At 56.2% G+C, this 2,918-nt stretch carries 2 protein-coding genes; both read left to right on the top strand.

From position 1 onward, the window contains the following. Nucleotides 1–123: 123 nt before the first annotated feature. The gene (locus DBR20_RS08565) at nucleotides 124–480 is read left to right on the top strand and encodes a hypothetical protein (protein WP_108265880.1); all 357 of its coding nucleotides are present in this window, start codon (nucleotides 124–126) and stop codon (nucleotides 478–480) included. A 269-nt stretch (nucleotides 481–749) separates the two neighbouring features. Next, nucleotides 750–2,918, top strand: a 2,169-nt coding sequence (locus DBR20_RS08570) for a DEAD/DEAH box helicase family protein (protein WP_146186975.1), incomplete at its 3' end; no start/stop codon positions are given.

The following is a 2,918-nucleotide window of genomic DNA, read 5'->3' on the forward strand; positions in this document are numbered from 1 at the left end:
GTGCGTGGGGGCCTTCGGGCCCGCCGGTCTATGACGCTACTTCATCCCGGTTTGGAACCACGCATCGTCCGCCACCCCGCCTACGCGGTGGCGCTGTTAAGCACAGCAAAGGAAACCGACGCCATGAACGAATCCGACACCTTCTCTTCGTACACCGTTGTTGAGCCCATCAACGACGACACTCCCCTGCCCGACCTGAACTCCCTCCTCGGCATCCTCAAGCGCATGCGCGGCTGCGAAGGGGCTGATGGGCTGCCCTGGCCGGAGAATGATGTGTCACCCGGCCGGCGCGTGAGCCTGGCGAGGACCGAGCGGGCATTGGTCGGGCTGCTGACGGTGCTGGAGGTGCTGCACTCGGCAGACCGTTGCAGAGTGGCAGCGGAGCCGGAACGGCATCTGGACGAGGGGGTGGTGGATGGTTTGTTTCTGGCTTGTAGGGGGTTGGTTGAGTGGGCTTGCCGGGAGGTTAGGCCACAGTAACTCTCCTTCGCCGCTTAGATGTCTGCTGACGAACCCAGTGTCCGTTTTCGGCCAAGAACGGACACTCCCAGACTCTATCCTTCACAACGCAGGCATGACTTCCCCTGTGCGCCATAAATTTGGCGCCCACTTATTGTGGGTGGAGCCAAGAATCATGATCTCCCCACTTCCGATTCCATGATTAACTGGCAGAATGGCAGCTTAGTGGGGACCGTCCTCATCGAGGCGGACCGCAGACAGATGGAAGGCGGCTTCACAGGAGGAAATCCATGGATGTTGATGTCGATTTTTGCCGCGAGAACGTGGTTTACCGAAGTTGGGCAGAAAACACCATAAATTTCGCGACCGAAGGGCCAGCCAATGGGTTCGCCGGATTTCGGAAGCCTCAACGCGCTGCTGCATTCGCTGTTTTTTCACATCTCGATTCCGATCCCGAAGTGCCAGGGACCGTTGTTATGCCTACCGGCACGGGAAAAACGGACACGATCTTCGCAATTATCATAGCCGGTCGGTTCCGACGCACACTGCTGATCGTGCCATCTGATGCGCTTCGCACTCAGATAGGTGATCGATTGGCCGGCTTGCAACGACTACGGGCCATCAAAGCGATTCCCGACGACGTTCTTTCACCGATTGTCCATCGCATCGACAGTCGCAATGCTGCAGTCGACGTGCAAGCCATCGAAGCCTCCAACGTCACCATCGCGACGCCTGCCGCGTTGGCCCAGCTAGATGACAACGAGCTGGAAGCCTTTACAGCCCATTTCAGTCACCTCATCTTTGACGAGGCTCACCACGTTGCCGCCATGACGTGGGGGCGTATTCGAAATGCTTTCGGCTCCAAACCAGCCATCCACTTCACTGCGACGCCGTTCCGTCTCGACCAGCAACGGCTAGAGGGCAAGATCATCTTCAACTATAGCCTGAGTCAAGCGCAGCGAGACAACTACTTCCAGAAGATTGATTTCTTCCCTGTTCGTGAGTATTTAACCAGCGAAATTGATCGGACTATTGCCACCAAAGCCATTGACCTGCTAACCAACGATCTGGAGGAAGGTTTCGATCACATTCTTATGGCGCGATGCGCCAAGATATCTAAGGCCAACCGGATCATTGAGCTGTACCGTGAACTGGGCCCTGAATTTGAGCCAGTTGTCATCCACAGCAAGAACAATAGAACCAAGGAGAGGGATCTACAGCGCATACGAACCCGCCAAAGTCGTATCGTAGTCTGCGTTGACATGTTCGGCGAGGGCTTTGATTTGCCAGAGCTAAAGATCGCCGCAATTCACGATCAGCATCAAAGTCCAGCAGTCACACTGCAGTTTATCGGCCGCCTAACTCGAACGGATACGCGTCTGGGAACCGCAAAGTTCGTCGCCAATATCGCCAACCAGAGAGCAGACAGCCCCATGAAGCGACTCTTTGAGGAAAGCGCGGATTGGAGCTTGATCATTCGTGAAGTCAGTACTGAGCGCATCGGACGAGAGCTGCAGCGCCAAGAATTTGAATCAAGGTTCGAAGGAGATTCTGAGGGAGCGAAGATCGCGGCTCTCAATCCAGCACCTAGCACTAGTTGCCTCGCCTACCGCCTAACGAGAACGAACTGGCGTCCCCATGCCGCCAAAAGCTTAGGGTCGCAGAGCGAAGTGCTTCAGTTGCACTCGGTGAGTGACGACGGATCGATTGTAATGGCTGTTTCCCATGAGAACGCTCCCATTGCTTGGGCGAAAAGCGATTCTATCTACGGCTCGACTTGGCACCTCTATCTCGCCTACTACCGACAAAGCGATTCGACCCTCTTCATCTCGTGCACCGGGGATGAACGGCAGACCTCGCGTTTTCAGGCTCTTGTTGCGCCGTCCGCACGTCGCATTAACGGCGACGACGTCTTTCGCATCATGTATGGGATTAACCGACTTAAGCTGCAGAACGTTGGCCTCAGCAGGTCCGGTCGTGACGTACGGTTCACCATGCACGTTGGGCAAGACGTCAACCGGGTCATGGACGACCTTGAGAGTGGTCGGTCTATCAAGTCCAACATTTTCGGCGTTGGATACGCAAACGGAGGAAGCACCACCGCAGGCTGTTCGGCCAAGGGCAAGCTTTGGAAGATGGATTCCGGCGCCATTGATGACTGGGTACGTTGGTGCGATGTAGTTGCCTCGAAGATCAACAACTCCGCAATTGATACAGCCGCGATCCTTCGAAACGTCATGCGAGCGGAGAAGCTAAGCGGCAGTTGGCCGGAGGGAATCTTCTTCGCCGACTGGCCAGACTCACTAGGTATCGAAACCGAAGGGCGCTGCGCGATCACCGTCAATGGGGAATCCTACCCGTTGCTGAACACCACACTGGGGCAGCCAGTCAGGGAAAGCAATGACACCCTGGCCGTCGCGTTGTCGACCATTTCGCCCAACGGCGAAGAACGGGCCTTG

Source organism: Stenotrophomonas sp. HMWF023, assembly GCF_003060985.1.
In the GTDB taxonomy this organism is placed as follows: Bacteria; Pseudomonadota; Gammaproteobacteria; order Xanthomonadales; family Xanthomonadaceae; genus Stenotrophomonas; species Stenotrophomonas lactitubi.

Bases quoted from the DNA above. Each gene is read 5' to 3' on its own strand.
- DBR20_RS08565 (WP_108265880.1), top strand. From the start codon at position 124: ATGAACGAATCCGACACCTTCTCTTCGTACACCGTTGTTGAGCCCATC.